The following is an 18,246-nucleotide window of genomic DNA, read 5'->3' as shown; positions in this document are numbered from 1 at the left end:
CACGGTGGCGGCGGTCGAGGGCTGGGAGGACGTTCCCGCGGAGGTCCGGAGGCGGCACGCGGAGCTGGCGGCCGAGATCGAGGACCACCGCGTCCGCTACTACGAGCAGGACGCGCCGGTCGTCAGCGACGCCGAGTTCGACGCCCTGATGCGCGAGTTGGAGGCGATCGAGGCCGGGCACCCGGTGCTGCGCACCCCCGAGTCGCCCACCCAGAAGGTGGGCGGCGCGGTCACCGAGCTGTTCGCATCGGTCGAGCACCGGGAGCGCCTGCTCAGCCTCGACAACGCGATGGACGACGAGGAGCTCGCCGCCTGGGCCGAGCGCGTCGCCCGCGAACTCGACGGCGTCGACTACCACTACCTGTGCGAGCTGAAGGTGGACGGCCTGGCCGTCAACCTCACCTACGAGAACGGCCGGCTCGTCCAGGCCGCCACCCGCGGCGACGGCCGGGTCGGCGAGGACATCACCCCCAACGTCCGCACCATCAAGGAGATCCCGCACCAGCTGCAGGGCGAGGACATCCCCGAGCTGGTCGAGATCCGCGGCGAGGTGTACTTCCCGACCGAGGCCTTCGAGGCGCTGAACGCCTCGTTCGCCGCCGAGAACGAGCGCCGCCGGCAGGAGAACGAGGAGCGTGCCAAGGAGGGCCGGCGTCCGCACGCGCTGATCCGGCTGTTCATGAACCCGCGGAACGCCGCGGCCGGCTCGCTCCGCCAGAAGGACCCGCACGTCACCGCCTCCCGCCCGCTGCACATGGTGGTGCACGGCATCGGCGCCCGGGTCGGCTTCGACATCGACTGCCAGTCGCACGCCTACGACCTGCTGCGCGCGTGGGGCCTGCCCACCGCCCGGCACAACCGGGTGGTCGGCACCCTCGACGAGGTCCGCGCCTTCGTCAAGCAGTACGGCGAGCAGCGGCACTCCGTCGAGCACGAGATCGACGGCGTGGTCGTCAAGGTCGACGAGATCGCCCTGCAGGGCCGGCTCGGCGCCACCTCGAAGTCCCCGCGCTGGGCGATCGCCTGGAAGTACCCGCCGGAGGAGGTCACCGCCAAGCTGGCCAGCATCAAGGTCGGCATCGGCCGCACCGGCCGGGCCACCCCGTACGCGGTGCTGGCCGAGCCGGTGAAGGTGGCCGGCTCGATGGTGCAGTACGCCACCCTGCACAACCAGCAGGTCGTCAAGGCCAAGGGCGTGCTGCTCGGCGACACCGTGGTGCTGCGCAAGGCCGGCGACGTCATCCCGGAGATCCTCGGCCCGGTCGAGGACCTGCGGGACGGCACCGAGCAGGAGTTCGTGATGCCGACGCACTGCCACGAGTGCGGCACCGAACTGCGCCCGATGTCCGAGGGCGACATCGACCTGCGCTGCCCCAACGCCCGGTACTGCCCCGCCCAGGTGCGCGAGCGCCTGGCGTACCTCGGCGGCCGCGAGTCGCTGGACATCGAGGGCCTCGGCTACGTCGCCGCCACCGCGCTCACCCAGCCGCTGGAGCCCGCCGAGCCGCCTGTCAAGAACGAGGGGGACATCTTCGGCCTGTCCGAGGACCAGCTGCTACCGATCAAGGTGCTGGTGCGCGACCCCAAGACCGGCATGCCCAAGCCGGACGACCGCACCGGCAAGGAGAAGGTGGTGACCTTCTTCGCCACCACCAAGGGCGAGCCGAAGAAGTCGCTGGCCGCCCTGCTGGAGAACCTCGCCGCGGCAACCGACCGCCCGCTGTGGCGGTACCTGAACGGCCTGTCGATCCGCCATGTCGGCCCGGTCGCCGCCCAGGCGCTGGCCCGCGAGTTCCGCGACCTGGACCGGATCTTCGAGGCCACCGAGGAGGAGCTGGCCGCCGCCGAGGGCGTCGGCCCGATCATCGCCCGCGCCGTCAAGGAGTGGCACGCCGAGGAGTGGCACCGGGAGATCCTGGAGAAGTGGCGGGCCGCCGGTGTGCGGTTCACCGAGGCCGGCACCGAGGAGGAGGGCGAGCGGCCGCTGGAGGGCCTGACGGTGGTGGTCACCGGCACCCTCGCCGGCCACACCCGGGACGGCGCCAAGGAGGCGCTGACCTCGCGCGGCGCCAAGGTGACCGGCTCGGTCTCCAAGAAGACGCACTTCGTGGTGGTCGGCGACAACCCCGGTTCCAAGTACGACAAGGCCGTCCAGCTGGGCGTGCCCGTCCTGGACGACGCCGGGTTCGCCGTCCTGCTGGAGCGGGGCGCCGACGCCGCCCGGGCCCACCTCGGCCTGGACACGGCGGAGGAGTCCGCGCCGGCGGCCGAGGAGCCCGTCGAGGAGCCCGCCGAGGGCTGACGGCCCGATCCTGTTATCGTCCTGACACCGCGTCACGGGGTGTACCGGTCGGAAATCGGGCATTGTGTCACTGTCCGGCATCGGTCTGCCGGTGGCGCGCCCAGGGTTGTCCGAAAGTCCGCCCTGTCGGCGGACTCCGGCTTACCCTTGGCGCAACAGAGTGTCAGCAGGGGTGAGTGGCGGCGGCTTCGGCCGCCGCTCGTGGGGCGCCCCGATACCTGACGTCCACCGGCACCGCACGGTGCCTCACCGTAAGGCGGCCTGACGGGGCGGGCCCGACGGAGGACAGGGCATATGGATCGTACGACCGGCGGTGCGCCCACACGCCCGCCGCAGGGGGTGGCAGGGGCGGTCCTGCTGCTCGGCGTGCTGCTGGCCGGGGCCGCGCCGCTCATCCCGCTGGCCGTGCTGGTCTACCGGTACGAACCGGAGCTGCTGCCGCTGTTCGCCGTCCCGCTCGCGGTGCTGGTCGCCGCCTGGCGGATCGCCCGGGACCGGGCGCGCGACCAGCTCACCGACCCGCTCACCGACCTGCCGAACCGTCAGGCCCTGCTCCTCGCCGCCCAGGACGCCATCGCCCGGCACGACGGCGAGGAGGCCTACAGCGTCGGCGTCGTGCTGCTCGACCTCGACCGTTTCCGGTCGCTCAACGACGCGCTCGGCCACACCGCCGGCGACCGGCTGCTGGTGCACATCGCCCGCCGGCTCCACCGGGCGCTGCGCACCGGCCACTCCCGGCAGTCGACCGCGCCCGACCACACCGACGAGGTGGCCGCGGCGCTGCCCACCCCGCTGCACCGCGGCGGCCGGCCCGTGGTCGCCCGGATGGGCGGCGACGAGTTCGCCGTCCTGCTGCCCGGCGTCGGCCGCCCGGAGACCCTGGAGCGGATCGCCAAGGCGCTGATCGCCGAACTGGCCGCCCCGATCCGGCTGGACGGCCTGCTGCTCGTCCTGGAGGCCAGCGCCGGCGTCTGCGTCTACCCGGCGCACGCCCGGGACGCCGAATCGCTTCTGCGCCGCGCCGACGTCGCCATGGGCCACGCCCAGCGCGGCCGCAGCGGCGTCGAGGTCTACCACGAGGCCCAGGACACCGACACCCCGTACCGGATCGGCCTGCTCGGCGACCTGCGGCGCGCCCTGGAGACCGGCGAGGTGCAGCTGCACTACCAGCCGAAGGTCGCCTTCGACGGCCGGGTGGTCGGCCTGGAGGCGCTGCTGCGCTGGGAGCGACCCGGCCAGGGCCGCGTCCCCCCGGACGAGTTCATCGGCCTCGCCGAGTCCAGCGGCCTGATGCCGCGGCTCACCGACTACGTGCTGGAGGCGGCGGTCGGCCAGCTCGCCGCCTGGCGCGACCAGGGCCTGCAGGTGCCGGTCGCCGTCAACGTCTCCCCGCGGGACGTCCTCAACCCGGGCTTCGCCACCCGGGTCGCCGGCCATCTCACCCGGCACCGGGTGCCCGCGCACGCCCTCCAGCTGGAGATCACCGAGCGGCTGCTGCTCGACGACTCGCGGCGCGCCGCCGACACCCTGGCCGAACTGCGCCGCTACGGCGTCGGCATGTCCCTGGACGACTTCGGCACCGGGCACTCCTCGATGGCCCGGCTGCGCAGCCTTCCGGTGGGCGAGCTGAAGATCGACCGCTCGTTCGTCTCCCGGATGGTCGCCGACGACCACGACGCCGCGGTGGTCCGCTGCTCGGTCGAGCTCGCGCACTCGCTGGGGCTGACCGTCGTCGCCGAGGGCGTCGAGGACGACGAGACCTGGGAGCGGCTGCACAGCATGGGCGTGGACGCCGTCCAGGGCTGGCTGGTCTCCGCGGCGCTGCCCGCCGACCAGGCCACCGCCTGGCTGATGGTCCGGCAGACCGGCACCGCCCGGGTCGAGCGGCTCGCGCCGCAGCAGCAGCCGCTGGCCCCGCCCGTCCCGCAGCCCCGCTCGCTGCCCACCGTCGCGGCCCAGGCCGAGCTGCCCGCGCCCACGACGCCGCTGCCCGCCCCGACGACCCAGCAGTAGCCCGCCCGGCGGCGGGCGGCGACCTCGGGCCCCGACGGGGCGGCGGGGCGATCCTGCCGGGCCCGCGGTGGCGGGCGGTGCGGGTTCCTTCGCAGGCGGCCCTTGTTGCGGATGCGGTGGTTCCGGTTGAGTGTGACCCTCTGAGCACACACCGGACCGTCGAAGGAGAGAGCCGTGAGCGAGCAGCGGACGGCCGCCGTCCTGGCCGGGCTCGTCCTGCTGACCGGCGCCGCGGCCTGCGCCGGCACCGGGGGAGGGGCGCCGGGCGCGGTCCCCGGCTCCGGCGGCGCCACTGCGGCCCGGTCCTCCACCGCCGCGTCGGCGGCCTCCGCGGAGCCGGAGAACGGCGTGGCGGCGCTGCCCGCCCAGGAGATCGTGCAGCGCTCGGTGGCGGCGCTCAAGGAGGCCGGATCGGTGCGGATCACCGGCCGCGGCAGCAGCCAGGGGCAGACCGTCACCTTCGACCTCTCCGCCGACACCGCCGGCAACTGCGCGGGCACCATGGGCCTCAGCGGCCAGGGAACGTTCCGCCTGGTCAAGCTGGGCACCCAGCTGTGGGTCAAGCCGGACGAGGTGTTCTGGCGCGCCCACGGCGGGGCCGCCGCCGAGCAGCTGGTCGGCGAGAAGTACCTGAAGACCACCACCGACAACACCGACTTCTCCGAGATCGGCACCGTCTGCGACCTGGACGCCCTGGGCAGCACCCTCGCCGAGCAGACCCCGGCCGCCCTGGCGGTCGGGAAACCGGTCACCGTGGACGGCACCCCCGCGGTCACCGTCACCGGGACCGCCGAGGGCGGCACCAGCACGCTCACCGTGGCCACCCGGGGCCGGCCGTACCCGCTGCGGATGGAGCGCACCGGCGGCGAGGAGAGCGGCCGGGTGGAGCTCAAGGAGTTCGGCGCGCCGGTGCCGACCGAGACGCCGTCCCCGGCCGAGACCATCGACCTCGACCGCCTGAACGGCGGGGCCGACGAGCCCACCGACGCGTCCTCGATGGCTCTCTGACGGGCTGGTCGTCGCCCGCTCGCCTCCGGGCCCTCCTGACCTCGCGGAAACGGGGGCGCACGGCTTCTCGCGGTGCGCCCGGGCCCGTGCGTCGCGGGGCCCGGCCGTGCGCGCCATAGGATGTGTCCCTAGACCAAGAGGACGGGCAAGCCCCCGGTCTCACCCGAACCCGAACCTGAGGATCGCTGCATGCCTGGCATCACGCGCGAGGAGGTCGCCCACCTCGCTCGGCTGTCGCGTCTCGAATTGCAGGCCGAAGAGCTGGACCACTTCGCCGAGCAGCTCGACGTGATCATCGGCGCGGTCGCCCGCGTTTCCGAGGTCGCCGGACAGGACGTCCCGCCGACCTCCCACCCGCTGCCGCTGACCAACGTCATGCGCGCCGACGAGGTGCGGCCGTCGCTCGCCCCGGAGCAGGCGCTGTCCGGCGCCCCGGCCTCCGAGGAGCAGCGTTTCCGTGTGCCCCAGATCCTCGGGGAGGACTGAGCGATGACCGAACTGATCAAGTTCACCGCTGCGGAGACCGCCGCCGCGGTCGCCAAGGGCGAGGTGTCGGCCGTCGAGGTCGCCCAGGCCCACCTGGACCGCATCAACGCCGTCGACAAGAAGGTCAACGCCTTCCTGCACGTCGACACCGAGGGCGCGCTGAAGGCCGCCCGCGCGGTCGACGACAGGCGTGCCCGCGGCGAGGAGCTCGGCCCGCTGGCCGGCGTCCCGCTCGCGCTCAAGGACGTCTTCACCACGAACGGCGTCCCGACCACCTGCGGCTCGAAGATCCTCGAAGGCTGGATCCCGCCGTACGACGCCACCCTGACGTCCCGTCTGAAGGACGCGGGCGTGGTCATCCTCGGCAAGACCAACATGGACGAGTTCGCGATGGGCTCCTCCACCGAGAACTCCGCCTACGGCCCGACCGGCAACCCGTGGGACCTCACCCGGATCCCCGGCGGCTCCGGCGGCGGCTCCGCGGCCGCGCTGGCCGCCTTCGAGGCCCCGCTGGCCATCGGCACCGACACCGGCGGCTCGATCCGCCAGCCCGGCGCCGTCACCGGCACCGTCGGCGTGAAGCCGACCTACGGCGCGGTCTCCCGCTACGGCCTGGTCGCCTTCTCCTCCTCGCTCGACCAGGGCGGCCCCTGCGCCCGCACCGTGCTGGACGCGGCCCTGCTGCACGAGGCCATCGCCGGCTACGACCCGCTGGACTCCACCTCCATCGCCGCGCCGGTGCCGGCCGTCGTCGAGGCCGCCCGGATGCGCGACATCCGCGGCATGCGGATCGGCGTCGTCAAGGAGTTCGCCGGCGAGGGCTACCAGGCCGGCGTGATGCAGCGCTTCAACGAGTCCGTGGAACTGCTCCGCGAGCTCGGTGCCGAGGTCGTCGAGGTCTCCTGCCCGTCGTTCACCCTGGCGCTGCCCGCGTACTACCTGATCGCGCCCAGCGAGGCCTCCTCCAACCTGGCCCGCTTCGACGCCATGCGCTACGGCCTGCGCGTCGGCGACGACGGCAGCCGCGGCGCCGAGGAGGTCACCGCCCTCACCCGCGAGGCCGGCTTCGGCCCCGAGGTGAAGCGCCGGATCATGCTCGGCACCTACGCCCTCTCCTCGGGCTACTACGACGCCTACTACGGCTCGGCGCAGAAGGTCCGCACGCTCATCTCGCGCGACTTCGACGCCGCCTTCGCCGGGGTCGACGTGCTGGTCTCCCCGACCACGCCGACCACCGCCTTCCCGATCGGCGAGCGCGCCGACGACCCGATGGCGATGTACCTGGCAGATCTGTGCACCATCCCGTCGAACCTGGCGGGCAACGCGGCCATGTCGCTGCCCTGCGGCCTGGCCCCGGAGGACAATCTCCCGGTCGGCCTGCAGATCATCGCCCCCGCGATGGCGGACGACCGCCTGTACCGCGTGGGCGGCGCCGTCGAGGCCGCTCTCATCGAGAAGTGGGGACACTCCCTGCTGGAGGAGGCACCGGCACTGTGAGCAGGATCGAGAAGGCCAAGGGCTTCAAGCACTCGAAGCCCGGCCTGTGGCTGTCCATCGGCACCAGCGCGTTCGGGGCGATCACGATCTACAAGGACGTCAAGAAGGCCAAGACCGACAACGACACGCTCAAGCTGATCAACGCCCTGGTCGGCGCCGCCGCCCTGATCACCGGCACCGCGCTCCTCGTCCGCGAGCTCCGCCAGCTCGGCGACGACGACGTGCTGCTCGGCTGACGGACCTCGAAGAAGAAGTGAAGGAAACGCTGTGAGCGTCATCAGTCTGGTCTCCTACGAGGACGCGCTGGCCTCGTACGACCCGGTGATGGGCCTTGAGGTCCACGTCGAGCTGGGTACCAGGACCAAGATGTTCTGCGGGTGCTCGACCGAACTCGGTGCCGAGCCCAACACGCAGACCTGCCCCACCTGCCTCGGCCTGCCCGGCTCGCTGCCGGTCGTCAACGCGGTCGGCGTGGAGTCGGCGATCCGCATCGGCCTCGCCCTCAACTGCGAGATCGCCGAGTGGTGCCGGTTCGCCCGGAAGAACTACTTCTACCCGGACATGCCGAAGAACTTCCAGACCTCCCAGTACGACGAGCCGATCGCCTTCAACGGCTACCTCGACGTGCAGCTGGAGGACGGCGAGGTCTTCCGCGTGGACATCGAGCGCGCCCACATGGAGGAGGACACCGGCAAGTCGACCCACATCGGCGGTGCCACCGGCCGCATCCACGGCGCCGAGTACTCGCTGCTCGACTACAACCGGGCCGGCATCCCGCTGATCGAGATCGTCACCAAGCCGATCGTCGGCGCCGGCGCCCGCGCCCCCGAGGTCGCCAAGGCCTACGTCACCGAGCTGCGCGAGCTCATCCGTACCCTCGGCGTCTCCGAGGCCCGGATGGACAAGGGCCAGATGCGCTGCGACGTCAACCTGTCGCTGCGCCCGATCGGCCGGGAGAAGTTCGGCACCCGCAGCGAGACCAAGAACGTCAACTCGCTGCGCAGCGTCGAGCGGGCCGCCCGGTTCGAGATCCAGCGGCACGCCACCGTCCTCGCCGACGGCGGCACCATCGTCCAGGAGACCCGCCACTTCCACGAGGACAACGGCAGCACCACCTCGGGCCGGATCAAGGAGGAGGCGGAGGACTACCGCTACTTCCCCGAGCCCGACCTGGTGCCGATCGCCCCCTCCCGGGAGTGGGTCGAGGAGCTGCGGGCCTCGCTGCCCGAGCTGCCCCGCGTCCGCCGGGCCCGGCTGCAGGCCGAGTGGGGCCTGTCCGACCAGGACATGCAGGCCGTGCTGAACGCCGGCGCGGTCGAGCCGATCCTGGAGACCGTGGCCGCCGGCGCCCCCGCCGACCAGGCCCGCAAGTGGTGGCTGGGCGAGCTCGCCCGCCGCGCCAACGAGGCCGGCACCGAGCTCTCCGAGCAGCCGATCACCCCGGCCCAGGTCGCCCGGGTCTGCGCGCTGGTCGCCGAGGGCAAGCTCAACGACAAGCTCGCCCGCCAGGTCATCGAGGGCGTGCTGGCCGGCGAGGGCGAGCCGGACGAGGTCGTCGCGAAGCGCGGCCTCGCCGTGGTCTCCGACGACTCCGCGCTCGGCGCCGCCGTCGACCAGGCGATCGCCGACAACCCGGACGTCGCCGCGAAGATCCGCGACGGCAAGGTGCAGGCCGTCGGCGCCCTGGTCGGCGCCGTCATGAAGGCCACCCGTGGCCAGGCCGACGCCGCCCGTGCCAAGGACCTCATCCTGGAGCGCCTCGGCGCCTGAGGCCCCCGCCGCCCGGTCTGAGGTACCTCAGACCGGCAGCAGGCCCGTGCCCGCCCCGACTAAGGGGCGGACACGGGCCTTCTCCGTCCCCGGCACCCGGCGTCTGAGCCCGCCGCCCCCGGAAGATCCGGCAGCCTCCCGATGTGCCCCCCACCCCTCACGGCGGAGTCTCGGTAGCAGAACCACAGAGGACCGGGACAGAACGAGGTGAACCGCCGTGATGGAGTACGAGCTCTTCCTGCAGCGCCAGCGGGAACTCGAGCACCGTGCCGGACTGGAGCGGCTGGCCCACGAGGCCGCACGGGCCGGCGGACCGCAGGCCGGCAGACTGCGCCGGTTCGCCCGGAGCCTGCGGCACGCCCCGGCGGCGCCGCTGCGCACCGCCGGACCGGCCGGATGCTGATGGCCCGCGGCGCCGCGGAGCCGACCGGGGAGGACGCCCGTGGCGTCCTCCCTCTCGGCCGTCCACTCCCTGGGACCGCATCTCAGTTCGTGTCCGAATCCTGTGCCATGCTCGCCAGCATGGAGCAGATTTCGGTCAGCCCTGTCATGGTCGGCCGCGGCCGCGAGAGCGAGTTCCTCCATGCCGCGCTGGCCCGCGCCGCCGCGGGCGAACCACGGGCCGTGCTGGTCGGCGGCGAGGCCGGTATCGGCAAGACCCGGCTCGTCGAGGAGTTCCTGCACGGCGTCGCCGCACCGGCCGTCGCCGCGGTCGGCGGCTGCCTGGAGGTCGGCGCCGAGGGCCTGCCGTACGGCCCGCTGGCCACCGCCCTGCGCCGGCTGCACAGCGAGCTCGGCCCGGCCTTCGAAGAGGCAGCGGCCGGCATGGAGGGGCACCTGGCCCGCCTGCTGCCCGAGTTCGGCGAGGCCGACGCCGGCCCCAACGACGAGTTCGGCCGCGCCCGGCTGTTCGACCACACCGCGCGCCTGGTCGAGCGCCTCGCCGAGGACCGCACCCTCGTCCTGGTGGTCGAGGACCTGCACTGGTCCGACCGCTCCACCCGGGACCTGCTCGCCTACCTGATCCGCACCCTGCACCGCGCCCGGGTGCTCGTGGTCGCCACCTACCGCAGCGACGACCTGCACCGGCGCCACCCGCTCCGGCCCTACCTCGCCGAACTCGAGCGGCTGCGCACCGTCCGGCGGATCGACCTGGAGCGCTTCGGCCCCGCCGAGACCGCCGCCCAGCTGGCCGGCATCCTCGGCACCCCGACCCCCGACCGGGTCCTGGTCGACCGCATCCACCGGCGGGCCGAGGGCAACCCGTTCTTCGTCGAGCAGCTCGCCGCCGCCCAGCGCGAGGGATGCACCGTCGGCATCCCCGACAGCCTCCGCGACATCCTGCTCGTCCGCGTGGAGACCCTGCCCGACGAGGCCCAGCAGGTGCTGCGGCTCGCCGCCGAGGGCGGTACCAGGGTCGAGCACGACCTGCTCGCCGCCGTCCTCGACGACCCCGAGGAAGCGCTCATCGAGGCGCTGCGCACCGCCGTCGGCGCCGGCGTGCTGCGGCCCGACACCGACGGCGACGGCTACTGCTTCCGGCACGCCCTCGTCCGCGAGGCGGTCTCCGACGACCTGCTGCCCGGCGAGCGGCACCGCATCAACCGCCGCTTCGCCGCCGTCCTGGCGGCCGAGCCCGGCCTCGTCCGAGGCGAGGCGCTCGACGCCCGGCTGGCCGACTACTGGTACCACGCGCACGAACCGGACCGGGCGCTGCCCACCGCCCTGGACGCCGCCCTGCAGGCCCACCGCCGCAACGCCTTCGCCGAGCAGCTGCGCATGCTGGAGCGCGTCCTCGAACTCTGGGACGAGGTGCCGGAGACCGTCCGCAGCACGCCCGTCCGCCCCCACGACCGGGCCGAGACCTACCCCTCCTGCGGCTGCGCCGGCGACCGGCACGAGCAGGACTGCGCCGGCCTGCAACTCGTCGACGTGCTGGCCGAGGCGGTCGTCGCGGCCCGCCGCAGCGGCGACTGGGACCGCGCGATCGGCCTCGTCAAGCAGGCCCTCGCACGGCTCGACGAGGACACCGACCCGGCCCGCGCCGCCTGGTTCCGGGTGCAGCTCGCCAAGACCTGCGGCCACCTGGAGCGGCCCGACGGCGGCGAGATCCAGTACGCCTACCGGCTGGTCTCCGGACTCGGGCCGTCCGCCGTGCAGGCCGAGGTGCTCGCCATGGACGCCGCCCAGGGCATGCTCGGCAACCCGGGCCGGGAGCACATGGCCGTCGCCGAGCAGGCCGCCGACATCGCCCGCCGGGTCGGCGCCGACGCGGTCGAGCAGCACGCCCGGATCACCCTCGCCGGCCTCTACGGCGAGTTCGGCGAGCCGGACCGCGCGATCGCCCTGCTGCGGGACGCCATCGACCGCGCCCGCGAACTGGGCACCGCCGACGTGCTCTGCCGCGGCCTCAACAACCTGTCCTGCATGCTGCAGAGCCTCGGCCGCTCCGAGGAGGCCCTGGAGTGCTCCCGCGAAGGCCTCCAGGTGGCCGGGAGCACCGGGCTGCTCGGCACCGCCGGCGGCTGCCTCACCGGCAACCTGGTGGAGGCGCTCACCGCCCTCGGCCGCTGCGCCGAGGCCGCCGCGACCCTGGACTCCTGGGAGTACGGGCCGCCGCTCGACCCGTACCACGAGTTCCTCGACCGGCTCCGCGGCGAGCTGCGCTTCCTCGCGGGCGACCTGGACCGGGCCGCCGAGCTCAACCGCCGGGCCCGCGCCGCCGACCTCGCCCGCCAGCCGCAGAACGTCCTGCCGTCCGCGATGCTGGCCGTCCGGATCCACACCCGGCAGGGCCGGCCGCTCGACGCCCGGGCCGAGCTGCTCGCCGTGCTCGACATCGAGCTCACGGCCGGACACGAGGCGCTGCTGCTGCCGCTGCTCGCGCACGGCGCCGGCGCGGAGGCCGACTCGCGCGGCCTGCCCGCCGCCGACCTCGGCCGGCCGGTCGTGCTGAGGCGGATCGCCGAGACCGCCGCCCGGCTCGACCCGCTCGTCCCGCTGCACCGGGCCTGGGCCCGGCTGCTGGACGGCGAACTCGCCCGGGCCCGCGGCGAGGACCCCCGTGAGCACTGGGCCGCCGCGATCGCCGAGCTGCGGCCGGTCGGCCTGCCGGGCCCGCTGGCGCTGGCCCTGCTGCGGGCCGCCGAGAGCGCGGCCGCGGCGGGCGGCCGGGACGAGGCCCGCGCGCTGCTCAAGGAGGCCGCCGACACGGCCCGCGCCAGCGGCGACCGCTTCCTGCAGGAGGAGGCCGCGCACCTGGCCGAGCGCGCCCGGCTGACCGCGGAGAGCACGTCCGGCCGGCGCGCCGACGAGCCGGCCGCCGACGAGCCCGCGCTCGGCCTCACCCCGCGCGAGCGGGACGTCCTGCGGCTGCTCACCCTGGGCCGCACGAACCGGCAGATCGCCGAGGAGCTGTACATCTCGCCGAAGACCGCCAGCGTGCACGTCTCCAACATCCTCGCCAAGCTCGGGGTGAGCGGCCGCGGCGAGGCGGCGGCGGTCGCCCACCGGCTGCGGCTCTTCGAGGCCGAGAACGCCGTCTGACGGTCGCTTGAGCCGAACGGGGGGCGCGAGGGGCGCAAGCAAGCGCGCGCCTCTCGGCAGTGCGCCGCCGACACCCGCGGGAAGGACTGGACCAGCGCCTCCACAGCCCCTCCGATCATTACTCTAAGTTGAATGCACGTGCCGTTGCGTGACGGCAGTGGTGTAGTGTCCCGCGTGGGAACACCGGTACGGCACGGCGGAACGGGCCCCCCGCGACATGATGTTGACGAGGCGTCAGATCGCGAGCCGTGCCGCCGCACAGCCGAGGTCCGGGAGCGGACGAGCCCCGGGCCGGAGGGGGAGATGTCGAGTGAACTCCACCGATGCGGTGCTGCCCGCCGCGACCCCCGCCGCAGCCACGACCGCAGCGCCCGCCGAGTCCGCAGCGTCTGCGCCGCCCACGCCGGTCACGCCGGTCACGGAGAACGCCCCGTGCCGCCGCCGCGCCGGGTACACCGGCCGCATCGGCGTCCCGGCCGCCCTGCTCACCCTGCTCTGCGCCGGATACACCACCGGCGCCGCCGTCGGCTGGGGTGGCTCCCGCGAGGTCTCCCTCGTCATGGGTGACTTCGGCCTCGCCGCGGCCGCGGCCGCGGCCGCCCTCTCCTGCCTCGCGCACAGCCTCCGCGGCGGCGGCCCCGCCCGCTCGGCCTGGCTGCTCTTCGGCCTCGCCTCCGCCGTGGTGGCCTTCGGCAACGGCGCCTGGGGCTGGTACGAGGTGGTGCTGAAGACCCCAGTGCCGCAGGACTCGCCCGCCGACTACGCCTTCCTGCTCTTCGCCCCGCTCGCCATCACCGGCCTGCTGGTGCTCGCCCAGCGCCCCCGCACCCCGGCCGGCTGGTTCTGCCTGCTGCTCGACGGCTGGCTGGTCGCCGGCTCGCTGTTCACCCTCAGCTGGAGCCTCGCCCTCGGCCGCACCGCCCAGGGCCAGTCCGGCGACCCGATGGAGGTCGCGCTCGCCCTCGCCTACCCGGTGATGGACATCCTGCTGGTCAGCCTGGTCGTCGGCCTGCGCTTCCGGCGGCGGGACGGCAACCGGGCCGCCGTCCACACCGCGATGCTCGCCCTCGCCGTGACCGTGGTCTGCGACGCCCTGTTCACCTCGCCGGAGCTGCGCAGCAGCTACCACTCGGGCGAACTGCTCGACGCCGGCTGGTTCGCCGGCAGCCTGCTGCTCGCCTGGGCGCCGTGGTCCCCGGACGCCCGCCGCTCCTCCCGCGAGCACCCCTCCGCGGGCGGTGTGCCCCGCCGCCGGGTCGCCTCCACCTTCAGCGCCCTCACCCCGTACGCCGCGGCCGCCGTCTGCACCGCCGGCATCCTCAACAACGCCCTCGGCGACGACCACCCGGTCGACCGGGTGGTGCTCGCCGCCGCCTGCACGGTCGGCCTCGCCCTGATCGTCCGGCAGGGCGTGATGCTGCTCGACAACCTCTCCCTCGCCCAGGAGCTCGCCCACAAGGAGGCGCACTTCCGCTCCCTGGTCCAGGGCTCCAGCGACGTCATCATGATCGCCGCCGCCGACGGCGTGCTCTCCTACGTCAGCCCCGCCGCCCTCGGCGTCTACTCCCGGGACCCGGAGGAACTCGTCGGCGGCAACCTGCTCGACCTGGTGCACCCCGACGACGTCGGGCGGGTGCTCCGCGATGTCCGCCGCTTCCTCGCCCGCGGCCACCTGCCCGGCCTCGCCGAGAGCACCGAGCCCTCCGCCCGGGTCGAGTGCCGCATCCGCTCCGGCACCGGCGAGTGGCTGCACGTGGAGTCCACCCTCAACCGGCACCGCGACGGGCTCATCCTCAACAGCCGCGACGTCACCGAACGGGTCGCCCTCCAGGCCCAGCTCCAGCACAACGCCTTCCACGACCCGCTCACCGACCTGCCCAACCGGGCGCTGTTCGTCCAGCGGCTCGTCGCGGCCCTCGGTGGAGGCGGCGCGGAGGACGGCGGCCGGCGCGCCGGCGACCGGGACGGCGTCGCCGTCCTCTTCCTCGACCTGGACGGCTTCAAGGCGGTCAACGACAGCGTCGGCCACCAGGCCGGCGACGAGCTGCTCGTCCAGGCGGCCGGCCGGCTGCGCCGCGCGGTGCGGGCCGGCGACACCGTGGCCCGCTTCGGCGGCGACGAGTTCGCGGTGCTGGTCCGCGGCCGGCTCGGCCCGGACCGGGTCCGCGACCTCGCCGAGCGGGTCCGTGCCGCGCTCTCCGAGCCCTACTGGATCGGCGGCGTCGAACTCGGCGTCGCCGCCAGCATCGGCATCGCCTTCGCCGCCCCCGACCGCCGCCCCCATCGAGACTCCGGCCAGCGCTCCGACCAGGCACCCGGCCGGCACTCCGACCAGGGCCCCGAGCAGGGCTCCGACCGGGCGGGCCGGGGCGCCGACCCGAAGGCCGCCACCGACGAGCTGATGCGCAACGCCGACCTCGCGATGTACCGCGCCAAGTCCCAGGGCAAGGGCCGGGTGGTGCTCTACCGGCCCGGCATGCGGGCCGAGGTCGAGCGCCGTGGCGAGCTGGAGGCCCGGCTGCGCACCGCCGTCCGCGAGGGCGGCTTCACCCTGCTCCACCAGCCCGTCGTGGACCTCGCCACCGGCGTGGTGGTCGGCGTCGACGCCCAGCCCCGCTGGCGCTCCGCCCAGGGGCTGCTGCTCACCCCGTCCGAGTTCCTGCGCACCGCCGAGCACGGCGACGCGGCCGCCCGCTTCGCCCGCTGGCTGCTCCAGGAGGCGGTCGCCGCCGCCGCGGCCCGCCGCCGCGACCGGGCCGGCTCGGTCCCCGTCCGGATCCGGCTCACCGCCGAGCGGATCTGCGCCCCCGGTCTGTACGAGACGGTGGCCGGCGTCCTGCGCGAGACCGGCCTGCCCGCCGACCAGCTGGTGGTCGAGCTGGCCAGAACCGGCCCGGACCGCACCGCCGAGGATGTGGCCCGGCGGCTCGCCGCGCTCCGCCGGCTCGGCGTGTCCACCGCGGTCGGCGGCTTCGGCGCGGGCGGCGGTTCGCTCGGCGCGCTCGCCCGGCTGCCGCTGGACACCCTCGGGCTCGACCGCAGCCTCGTCCAGGAGGTCGCCGACTCGGCCCTCGCCCGGGCCCTGGTCGGGCACGCGCTGCGGCTCGGCCGGGACCTCGGCCTGGTGACCGCCGCCGAGGGCGTGGACCACCCCCGGCAGGTCGCCGTGCTGCAGGAGCTGGGCTGCCGGCAGGCCCAGGGCCCGGCCTTCGCCCCGCCGCTGGACGAGCCGCGGCTGCGCCGGGCGCTGGCCCGCCGTTCCTACCCGGTGCCGCGGCCTGCCGGGCCGTCGGCGGGGCGCCGCCCGCACCTCGCCGCGGACGTCCGACCGGGTGGCCGCGCCGAGGCGGCCCAGGGCCGGGCGGTTCCCCGGCACACCCCCTCCGACCTGCCGGAACGCCACGCCGTGGGGGGTCCGTCCGGGGGTCCGCATGGTGAGACCTCCGTCCCACCAGCTTGACACCCCCTGCCGCGGGGGAGGAAGGTCGGTGCCATGCGCACCCGAATTCTCGTACTTGGCGGGCGCGTCGGCTGAGTGGGCCCGTGTGCTCCACTTCAGACAGGCCGACGCGCCACCCCTCGCATGCCCTGGGCACGAGGGGTTTTTTGTTGCACGCGAACTGTTCCACCCCTGCAAGACCACTGGCCCCAAGCACCGTAAATCGGGACGATTGGGGCAGAGCCGGCTTACCGGTCCGACGCACGGCAGGACCCTCAACTGCCCGGGCCGGCAGAACCCGAGAAGAGACAGGCAGATGACTGAGCACGCCGCATCCCCCCGCCGCGGGGACACCCCGGCAGCCCACGCTCCGGGTCAGCAGACCACCGTCGAGACGATGACCGGAGCGCAGTCGCTCATCCGCTCCCTCGAGGCCGTAGGGGCCGACACCGTCTTCGGTATCCCCGGTGGCGCGATCCTCCCGGCGTACGACCCGCTGATGGACTCCACCAAGGTCCGCCACATCCTGGTCCGCCACGAGCAGGGCGCCGGCCACGCGGCCACCGGCTACGCGCAGGCCACCGGCCGCGTCGGCGTCTGCATGGCCACCTCCGGCCCCGGCGCCACCAACCTGGTCACCCCGATCGCCGACGCCTACATGGACTCCGTCCCGATCGTCGCGATCACCGGCCAGGTCGCCTCCAAGGCGATCGGCACCGACGCCTTCCAGGAGGCGGACATCTGCGGCATCACCATGCCGATCACCAAGCACAACTTCCTGGTGACCGACCCGGCCGAGATCCCCCGGGTCATCGCCGAGGCCTTCCACATCGCCGCCACCGGCCGCCCCGGCCCGGTCCTCGTCGACGTCGCCAAGGACGCCCTGCAGGCCACCACCACCTTCCGCTGGCCGGTCGAGACCTCGCTGCCCGGCTACCGCCCGGTCACCAAGCCGCACGCCAAGCAGATCCGCGAGGCCGCGCGGATGCTCGTCAACGCCAAGCGGCCGGTGCTCTACGTCGGCGGCGGCGTGCTCAAGGCCAGCGCCAGCGCCGAGCTGCGCATCCTCGCCGAGCTGACCGGCGCCCCGGTCGTCACCACCCTGATGGCGATCGGCGTCTTCCCCGACAGCCACCCGCAGCACCTGGGCATGCCCGGCATGCACGGCTCGGTGCCGGCCGTCACCGCCCTGCAGAAGGCCGACCTGCTCTTCACCCTGGGCGCCCGCTTCGACGACCGCGTCACCGGCAGGCTGGACAGCTTCGCCCCCAACGCCAAGGTCGTGCACGCCGACATCGACCCCGCCGAGATCGGCAAGAACCGCCCCGCCGACGTCCCGATCGTCGGCGACGCCCGCGAGGTCATCGCCGACCTGATCGTCGCCGTCCAGGCCGAGTACGACGCCGGCCACAAGGGCGACTACGCGGACTGGTGGGCCAAGCTCGACGAGTGGAAGCGCACCTACCCGCTCGGCTACGAGCCCGCCCCCACCGGCGAGCTGTCCCCCCAGCAGGTCATCGAGCGGATCGGCCAGTTGGTCGGTCCGGACGCCATCTACGCGGCCGGCGTCGGCCAGCACCAGATGTGGGCCAGCCAGTTCATCCGGTTCGAGAAGCCGGCCACCTGGCTCAACTCCGGCGGCGCGGGCACCATGGGCTACGCCGTTCCGGCCGCCATGGGCGCCAAGGCCGGCAAGCCCGACACCGCGGTCTGGGCGATCGACGGCGACGGCTGCTTCCAGATGACCAATCAGGAGCTCGTCACCTGCGCCCTGAACAACATCCCGATCAAGGTCGCGGTCATCAACAACGGCTCGCTCGGCATGGTCCGCCAGTGGCAGACGCTGTTCTACAACCAGCGCTACTCCAACACCGTGCTGCACGCCGGCCCGGAGCACGACGGCAAGGAGCCGCCGGCCCAGGGCACCCGGATCCCGGACTTCGTGCTGCTCTCCGAGGCGATGGGCTGCGTCGGACTGCGCTGCGAGCGCCCGGAGGACCTCGACGCCGTGATCAAGCAGGCGATGGAGATCAACGACCGCCCGGTCGTCATCGACTTCATCGTCCACCAGGACGCCATGGTCTGGCCGATGGTGGCCGCCGGCACCAGCAACGACGAGATCCTGTTCGCCCGGGGCGTCCGCCCCGACTTCGGCGACGACCTCGACTGACGGCCCCGACCAACC

The 18,246-nt window shown here is 74.1% G+C and carries 11 protein-coding genes; all 11 read left to right on the top strand.

Features of this window, described 5'->3' with window-relative positions:
• Positions 1 to 4 precede the first annotated feature (4 nt).
• The 11 genes from ligA (at position 5) to AB0P35_RS06675 (ending at position 18,231) form a co-directional block, all read left to right on the top strand.
• Positions 5 to 2,302, top strand: a complete 2,298-nt coding sequence (ligA, locus tag AB0P35_RS06725) for an NAD-dependent DNA ligase LigA (RefSeq protein WP_363507429.1) — start codon at positions 5 to 7, stop codon at positions 2,300 to 2,302.
• A 294-nt stretch (positions 2,303 to 2,596) separates the two neighbouring features.
• Positions 2,597 to 4,315, top strand: coding sequence for a bifunctional diguanylate cyclase/phosphodiesterase (locus AB0P35_RS06720; protein ID WP_095873069.1), 1,719 nt, complete (start codon positions 2,597 to 2,599; stop codon positions 4,313 to 4,315).
• 174 nt (positions 4,316 to 4,489) lie between these two features.
• Entirely contained in the window at positions 4,490 to 5,323 is an 834-nt protein-coding gene (locus AB0P35_RS06715; protein ID WP_363507426.1) for a hypothetical protein, read from the top strand.
• Between the two features lie 189 nt (positions 5,324 to 5,512).
• Positions 5,513 to 5,809 (top strand): Asp-tRNA(Asn)/Glu-tRNA(Gln) amidotransferase subunit GatC, encoded by a 297-nt coding sequence (gatC, locus tag AB0P35_RS06710; protein WP_095873067.1) that lies wholly within the window; start codon positions 5,513 to 5,515, stop codon positions 5,807 to 5,809.
• A 3-nt stretch (positions 5,810 to 5,812) separates the two neighbouring features.
• Complete coding sequence (gene gatA / locus AB0P35_RS06705) at positions 5,813 to 7,306, top strand: Asp-tRNA(Asn)/Glu-tRNA(Gln) amidotransferase subunit GatA (RefSeq protein ID WP_363507423.1); 1,494 nt, start codon at positions 5,813 to 5,815, stop codon at positions 7,304 to 7,306.
• Complete coding sequence (locus AB0P35_RS06700) at positions 7,303 to 7,542, top strand: hypothetical protein (protein ID WP_363507420.1); 240 nt, start codon at positions 7,303 to 7,305, stop codon at positions 7,540 to 7,542. Before gatA ends, AB0P35_RS06700 begins: the two co-directional genes overlap by 4 nt.
• A gap of 31 nt (positions 7,543 to 7,573) precedes the next feature.
• On the top strand, positions 7,574 to 9,076 hold the full coding sequence (gene gatB, locus AB0P35_RS06695) for an Asp-tRNA(Asn)/Glu-tRNA(Gln) amidotransferase subunit GatB (protein WP_363507417.1): 1,503 nt from the start codon (positions 7,574 to 7,576) through the stop codon (positions 9,074 to 9,076).
• Between the two features lie 220 nt (positions 9,077 to 9,296).
• A complete protein-coding gene (locus tag AB0P35_RS06690) occupies positions 9,297 to 9,479 on the top strand; it encodes a hypothetical protein (RefSeq protein WP_095873063.1) in 183 nt (60 codons plus the stop codon).
• A 119-nt stretch (positions 9,480 to 9,598) separates the two neighbouring features.
• Positions 9,599 to 12,622 (top strand): AAA family ATPase, encoded by a 3,024-nt coding sequence (locus tag AB0P35_RS06685; RefSeq protein ID WP_363507414.1) that lies wholly within the window; start codon positions 9,599 to 9,601, stop codon positions 12,620 to 12,622.
• A gap of 463 nt (positions 12,623 to 13,085) precedes the next feature.
• Entirely contained in the window at positions 13,086 to 16,082 is a 2,997-nt protein-coding gene (locus AB0P35_RS06680) for an EAL domain-containing protein (protein WP_363507723.1), read from the top strand.
• Positions 16,083 to 16,377: 295 nt separating this feature from the next.
• Positions 16,378 to 18,231 carry an acetolactate synthase large subunit gene (locus AB0P35_RS06675; protein ID WP_363507411.1) on the top strand — a complete coding sequence of 618 codons (1,854 nt, stop codon included), beginning with the start codon at positions 16,378 to 16,380 and terminating at the stop codon, positions 18,229 to 18,231.
• The last annotated feature ends 15 nt before the right edge of the window (positions 18,232 to 18,246 follow it).

Origin of the sequence: Kitasatospora sp. NPDC085879, from assembly GCF_040686255.1 — a bacterium.
Classification (GTDB): domain Bacteria; phylum Actinomycetota; class Actinomycetes; order Streptomycetales; family Streptomycetaceae; genus Kitasatospora.
Note: the sequence above shows the minus strand (reverse complement) of the source record. Positions and strands in the feature narration are given on the sequence as shown.